Raw genomic sequence first — 6738 nt, 5'->3', positions numbered from 1 at the left:
TTTCCCTCGTCCCGCCTGGGCTATGTCAGTTTTGACCGCATCACTCAGGCCGGTCTGATCTGGCTGCTGGGACCGGCGGCCTCGGCGGTATTCAATGCCGTGGCGTCGTTGATTTTTCCCTTCCATATCCGCGCTCAGACCGGGAATAGCCGGGCTCAGGCCTTGCTGCGGGCGCTCCATAATGCGGGCATGATCATTCTTACCATCCTGGCCGGTGGCCTGGCTTTTCGTCTTGCCGGGGGCAGTGCCCCGGTGAGTGCCTTGACGCCGGCACTGATTCTGCCGGTGGCGGCTACCATCGTCAGCATGCAGCTGGTCAACGGCTTGTTTGTTCGCATCCGGGTAGCCCTGACCGATGGACGTATTCGCATTCCCGTGGACTGGTTTGCCAATACCCTGGAGCCGGCGGCGGCCCTGATTGGCCTGCTGACGGTGATGATTGCCATCAACACGGATCGGGTGCTGACCCTCTCCTATCTCTTCGTGCTGATGGCATTGATGTTCACAGTGAAGCGTTTGAGTGACAGCCGTCAGCGACTGGAGGAGAAGGTTCAGCAGCGCACCGCCGAGATCGAGGCGCAGAATCAGCGTCTGGAAATGGCGCGGGTCAGGCAGCAGGAACTGGTGGAGAAGCTGGAACGACTCAGCCGCGAGGACGAGCTGACCGGTCTGTGCAATCGCCGTCACATGGATGAGTTTCTCCGGCAGGAGAAAGAGCGGCTACAACGTTATGGCGGCACGCTTGCCATTGCCTTGATGGATATTGATCACTTCAAGGAAGTCAACGACCGTTATTCTCATCAGCTGGGTGACAAGGTCTTGATGACCGTTGCCGAGATACTGCAGCACGAGGCCCGAAGCACCGATCTGGTTTCCCGCTATGGCGGCGAGGAATTCGTGATTGCCCTGCCCAACGCGGACGAGGATGGCGCCCGGCAGGTCATCGAGCGATGTCGTGAAGCGGTCCAGTCCCATCCCTGGGAACGGCTTCAAGCAGGTCTGTCCCTCAGCATCAGCGGTGGTGTTGCGGTCCTTGATGAGGACATGGATCTGCAGGCTCTGTTTCGCCGCGCCGACCAACGCCTTTATCAGGCCAAGGACCAGGGCCGTAATCGGATTGTCGTGTCCGATTGAAATTTTCTCATTGCTCTTGAACTGTCCTAGCCATCCCGCCCGAACACATCCAATACCCGTTCACGCAGATCTTCAAGTGACGTTCCCGCTTCGGCGGCGATGAAAATGGTGTCGTCACCGGCCACGGTCCCGGCCATGCCCTCGGGCTGTCGCTTGTCCAGGTGCAGGCCCAGCATCTGGGCATGGCCGGGATCGGTTTTCAGGATCACCAGATTGGGTGGGACCAGGCTGATGTCCATGCGGGGCAGCACGGTGACCGGTTCCCGGCTCACCCGGTAGCGGCCGTCCTGCTTGCGGATGGACAGCTTGTGCAGGTGGCGGGAGAGGGTTGGCTGGGTGAGTTGGATGCCCTGTTCGGCCAGGCGCGCCAGCAGGCTGGCCTGGTCGCGGATGGGCTCGGCTTCGATGATGGCCAGGATCTGCTGGTCGGTGTCCATTGCATGTAATCCGCATATTCAGGTGAATATGCGAATAATATCAGATCTTTTCCGTATTTTCCCCAATTAATTCCAGATCCGTCTTGCATATATGCATTTATCGTTGCATGGTATCCACTCAGAAGTGTGGCCCGTCCCGGGTCGCCTGCAATGCAACGAGGTAGATCATGTCGCCACTGGCGGACAACACGGCCCTGCTGGCCACCTATTCGGGCTTTCCCTTCCCGCTGGTGGCCGGCCGGGATGAGCAGGTCTTCGGCGCCGATGGCGAGGCCTGGCTGGATCTTTACGGCGGCCATTGCGTGGCCCTCACCGGCCACGGCCACCCCCGCGTGGTGGCCGCGGTCAGCGAGCAGGTAGCCCGGCTGGCTTTCTATTCCATGGCCGCCTCGCTGCCGGTGCGCGATCAGGCCGCCGAGGCCCTCTGCGATTTTGCCCCCGATGGCCTGGATCAGGTCTTTTTCTGCAACAGCGGGGCGGAGGCCAATGAAAACGCCTTGCGGATTGCCGCCATGCTCACCGGTCGTGACCGCTTTGTCGCCTTCGAGGGCGGCTTTCATGGCCGCACGCAATTGGCCCTGTCGGTTTCCGATGTGCCCGGGCTGCACGCCAAGGCCCCGGGGCTGAGGGCCGAGGCCAGCCTGCTGCCCTTTGCCGATCACGCCGCGCTGGCGGCCGCCGATTTCTCCGATGTGGCTGCCGTGATTGTCGAGCCGATCCAGTCCATGGCCGGTGTCCGCGCTGCCGACACCGCCTGGTTGCGGGCGCTCGAGGCCAAGTGCCGGGCCAATGGCTGTCTTTTGATCTTCGATGAAATCCAGACCGGCATGGGCCGGCTGGGCACCCCCTTCGCCGCCGACCTGCATGGCATTCGCCCCGATCTCATGACCCTGGCCAAGGGGATGGCCTCGGGCTTGCCCATGGGCGCGGTGCTGATGCAGCCGGCGGTGGCCGGGACGCTCGCGCCGGGGGATCTGGGCAGCACCTTTGGTGGCGGGCCCCTGGCCTGTGCCGCCTTGCTTGCCACGCTCAAGATCATCCGCGAAGAGCATCTCATGTGCAGTGCGGCTCAGGCCGAGCAGGCCATTCGGCGGGGCCTCAAGGGCAGTGTGGTCAGCGCGGTGCGGGGGCACGGGCTACTACTCGGACTGGTGGCCGGCACCCAGGCCGCCTCTCTCAAGGACTGGCTGCAGTCCCGGAACATCCTGGTGGGCGGCTCCGCCGACCCCGGCGTGCTGCGTCTGATGCCGCCGCTGACTCTAAGCCCCCGGGCGGTGGCCACCCTGATTACCGCTGTGCACGCCTTCAGTGCGGATGCTCGGCAGGATGCGGTCCCGTTTGAGCCGGCAAAGGAGGCAAGCCGGTCATGCCACATCTGACCCATTTGGAAGACCTGGGGACTGCCGGCGTGCCCCGGGTGATTGAGCAGGCCTTGGCCTGGAAGGCGGACGGGCCCGGCGCCCATCTGCGTGATGTGCTGCTGGGCATGTTGTTCTTCAATCCCTCCCTGCGCACCCGTGCCTCCTTCGAGGCGGTGATGGCCCGCGGTGGCGGGTCGGCCCTGATACTGGAGGCCGGCAAGGGTGCCTGGGCCATGGAGCACCGCGAGGGGATCGCCATGGACGGCGACCGGCCCGAGCATGTGCGCGAGGCCGCCCCGGTCCTTTCCCGCTATGTGGACCTGCTCGCGGTGCGCGCCTTTGCCCAGTTGCAGGATGATCAGGTCGACGAGGGCGATGCCCTGATACGGGCCTTTCGGGCCCATGCCACGGTACCGGTGATCAGCATGGAGTCGGCCCGCGAGCATCTCTGCCAGGGCCTGGCCGATGTGCTCACCCTGCGGGAGCGCTACGGCAGCCTGAAGGGCCTGCCGGTGACCCTGAGCTGGGCGCCGCATATCAAGCCCCTGCCCAAGGCGGTGCCCAATTCCTTTCTGCTCACCGCGGCCGCCGCCGGCTGCCAGGTCCGCATCGCCCACCCGCCGGGCTTCGAGCTGCCCGGCCCGGTAATGGCCCAGGCCGTGGCTCTGGCCGCGGAAAGCGGCGGCTCGGTCGAGCTCGGCCATGACCAGGCCGCCGCGCTGGCGGGCTCCCGGGCAGTCTATGCCAAGGCCTGGGGCCCGGTGCTGCCGGCAGCCGGCGATGCGGCCGCCATGATGCAGGCCTATCCCGACTGGCAGGTCGGCCCGGCGCAGATGGCCCGCGCCGAGACCGATGCCAGCCTGCTCCACTGCCTGCCCGTGCGCCGGAACGTGGAAGTGGCCGCCACGCTGCTGGACAGTCCCGCCAGCGCGGTGGTGGATCAGGCCGAGAACCGTTTCCATGTCCAGCGCGTGCTGCTGGACATGGCCCTGGGGCAAAGCGCGTTGACGGAGAGGAGTGCGGCATGAATCCCCATCTCAATCCCTGGCGGGTCCTGCGCTCGGCGGCCCGCTATGTCGATCAGTTCCGGGACCAGGTCTTTGTCATCAAGCTGGGCGGGGAATTGCTCGCCCGTCCCGCCCATCGCCGTCGCATTGCCGAGCAGCTGGCGGTCCTCTGGCGTTTCTCCATTCCCCTGGTCGTGGTCCATGGCGGTGGCAGTGATCTGGATGGACTGTGCCGCGCCATGGGGGTGGCGGTGGAGAAAAGGGGCGGTCGCCGCCTGACCTCGCCGGCGGTGCTGGATGCGGCCAAGATGAGTTTTCTTGGCCGCTTGCAGACCGATCTGCTCGCCGAGCTGCGGGCCGCGGGCCTGTCGCCGGTGGGGCTGTCGGGCGTCGATGCCGGCCTGGTCAGGGCCCGGCGCCGTCCGCCGGTGACGGTTGACGGCGAGAGGGTGGATTTCGGCGAAGTGGGTGACATCGAGGCGGTCAATCCCGCGCTGCTGCGGGAACTGCTGGCCGCCGGTCATTTGCCCGTGGTGGCCTCGCTCACCGGCGATGAGCAGGGCCAGGTGTTCAACACCAATGCCGACAGCCTGGCCGCGGCCCTGGCGGTGGCCCTGGGTGCGGAAAAACTCTTCTATCTGCTGGAGCAGCCGGGGCTGCTGCGCGACCGTCAGGACCCGGCCAGCCTGGTGACCGAGATCGGACCCATGGGCCTTGAGGCCATGATCGCCGACGGCCGCATCCGTGACGGCATGCGGCCCAAGGCCGAGTCCATCCTCCAGGCCCTGGCGGACGGTGTCGGCCGGGTCCACCTGGTCTCCGGCCTGAGCGCCGATGCCCTGCTCGAAGAGGTGTTCACCAACGAGGGCAGCGGCACCATGATCCACCGGGATGCCGGGACGGAAACCGAGGCAGCCGACGACGGGGCCGGCCAGGTACCCCCCGGGGAGGTGGCCCATGTCGGCTGAACAGGCCGGCGCCTTCGCCACCAGCGAAGCGCCGGAAAAAAGTGAAAGCGCCGATCTGTTGTGGGCCAAGGGCCTGCCCCTGGACCGGGTGATTCATGATTTCACCGTGGACGAGGATCCCGTTCTCGATCCCCTGATCCTGCCCTGGGACGTGATCGGCAGTGCCGCCCATGTGCGCATGCTGGCCCATGTGGATCTGCTCTCGGCGGAGGATGCCGGGAGTCTGCTGGATGCCCTCAGGTTGCTGCATGGTCAGGCCCTGGCCGGGGAGCTGCCCATCCATGCCAGCCAGGAAGACGGCCACACTGCCTTGGAGCAGGCCCTGGTGGAGCGGGCCGGGCAAGCCGGGCGGCGGGTGCATCTGGCCCGTTCCCGCAATGACCAGGTGATCCTGGCGCTGCGGCTCTATCTGCGCGATGCCCTGCTCGGCATGGGGGAATCCCTGGTGGCCCTGGCCGGGGCCTTTGCCGAGCTCGCCGGGCGCCACCTGGACACGCCCATGCCGGGCTATACCCATATGCGCCGGGCCATGCCCTCCAGCGTGGGGCAGTGGTCACTGGCCTTTGCCGAGGGCTTGGTGGAGGAGCTGGAAGCCCTGGAAGGGTTGTGGAAACGACTGGATCGCTGCCCCCTGGGGGCGGCGGCCGGTTTCGGAGTGCCCCTGGCCATCGATCGTGAATACACCGCCCGGCTGCTGGGCTTTCGCAAGGTCCAGCGTAACCCCATTGATGTCAACAACAGTCGTGGCCGCCACGAACTGGCAGTGCTGCACTGGCTGGGCTCGGTGGCCGGGGTGCTGGAGAAGGGGCTGTGGGATCTGGCCCTGTTCAGCACCGAGGAATACGGCTTCTTTCAGCTGCCGGATGCCTTTACCACCGGGTCCTCCATCATGCCCCAGAAACGCAATCCGGACGTGGTGGAACTGGCCCGGGGCCGCTGCCGGGAACTGCGTGGGGCGGCCGCCCAGCTGGAACACCTGGCCGGGGGGCTGCCTTCCAGCTATCACCGTGACAGCCAGCTGATGAAGGCCCCTCTGTTGCGGGCGGTAAGCCGGGCCCGGTCGCTGCTCCCGGTCCTCACCCGGCTGGTCTCGGGCCTGCGCGTGAATCCGCAGGCGCTGGCCGAGGCCTGCGACGACGGTCTTTATGCCGCCCACGAGGCCTGCCGCCGGGCGGCAGCCGGCATGGCCTTCCGGGATGCCTACGGGGAGGTCGCCGGCGAGATTCTCGCCGAGCGTTTCCAGCCCGACCGCGACGCCCTGAGCGGCAGCCACACCGGCGGCGTGGCCCGCCCGGGCATCAGCGCCTGCGAGGTCGAAATCGCCGGTCGGCGGGAGTGGCTGGCCTGCCTGCGCCGGCGTCAGCAGCAATCCATTCAAGCATTGTGGAGTGATGATTCATGAACAAGGGCAAGATCGTACTCGCCTTCTCCGGCGGCCTGGATACCAGTTATTGCGCCCTGTGGCTGCGTGAGCAGGGCTGGGCGGTGCATACCGTGACCGTGGACACCGGCGGTTTCGACGGCGAGGAACTGGCGGCCATCGAAGCCTCGGCCAAACGCGCCGGCGTGGCCGGGCATCGGGTGATTGATGCCCGCGAGGCCCTCTTCCATCGCTTCCTGCGCTTTCTCATTTACGGCAATGTGCTGCGGGGGCACAGCTATCCCCTGTGCGTGTCCGCCGAGCGGGTCTGTCAGGCCGAGGCCGTGGCCGAGCATGCCCTGGCCATCGGTGCCGATGCCCTGGCCCATGGCTCCACCGGGGCCGGCAATGACCAGATTCGTTTTGATGTGGCCTTCCAGTCCCTGGCACCGGACTTGCCCATCATCACCC

7 protein-coding genes are annotated in these 6738 nt (G+C 66.3%); 6 read left to right on the top strand and 1 reads right to left on the bottom strand.

Annotated elements, in window-relative coordinates; translation table 11 throughout:
* On the top strand, positions 1-1134 hold a 1134-nt coding region (locus ACJWXQ_RS01105), incomplete at its 5' end, for a GGDEF domain-containing protein (protein WP_406671965.1).
* A 26-nt stretch (positions 1135-1160) separates the two neighbouring features.
* Here ACJWXQ_RS01105 and ACJWXQ_RS01100 read toward each other — a convergent pair.
* On the bottom strand, positions 1161-1571 hold the full coding sequence (locus ACJWXQ_RS01100; RefSeq protein ID WP_346050986.1) for a hypothetical protein: 411 nt from the start codon (positions 1569-1571) through the stop codon (positions 1161-1163).
* 167 nt (positions 1572-1738) lie between these two features.
* Here ACJWXQ_RS01100 and ACJWXQ_RS01095 point away from each other — a divergent pair, with 167 nt between their 5' ends.
* The 5 genes from ACJWXQ_RS01095 to ACJWXQ_RS01075 all read left to right on the top strand — a co-directional run.
* A complete protein-coding gene (locus ACJWXQ_RS01095) occupies positions 1739-2950 on the top strand; it encodes an aspartate aminotransferase family protein (RefSeq protein WP_406671964.1) in 1212 nt (403 codons plus the stop codon).
* Positions 2938-3960, top strand: coding sequence for an N-acetylornithine carbamoyltransferase (locus ACJWXQ_RS01090; RefSeq protein ID WP_406671963.1), 1023 nt, complete (start codon positions 2938-2940; stop codon positions 3958-3960). The genes ACJWXQ_RS01095 and ACJWXQ_RS01090 overlap by 13 nt, the downstream gene beginning before the upstream one ends.
* On the top strand, positions 3957-4907 hold the full coding sequence (argB, locus tag ACJWXQ_RS01085; RefSeq protein ID WP_406671962.1) for an acetylglutamate kinase: 951 nt from the start codon (positions 3957-3959) through the stop codon (positions 4905-4907). The genes ACJWXQ_RS01090 and argB overlap by 4 nt, the downstream gene beginning before the upstream one ends.
* A complete protein-coding gene (argH, locus tag ACJWXQ_RS01080) occupies positions 4897-6309 on the top strand; it encodes an argininosuccinate lyase (protein ID WP_346050982.1) in 1413 nt (470 codons plus the stop codon). Before argB ends, argH begins: the two co-directional genes overlap by 11 nt.
* The coding region (locus tag ACJWXQ_RS01075) for an argininosuccinate synthase domain-containing protein (protein WP_406671961.1) at positions 6306-6738 on the top strand (433 nt) is incomplete at its 3' end. The genes argH and ACJWXQ_RS01075, both read left to right, overlap by 4 nt.

Origin of the sequence: Natronospira sp., from assembly GCF_007134575.1 — a bacterium.
Lineage (GTDB): Bacteria > Pseudomonadota > Gammaproteobacteria > Natronospirales > Natronospiraceae > Natronospira > Natronospira elongata.
This window is presented reverse-complemented; position numbering and strand designations above follow the sequence as displayed.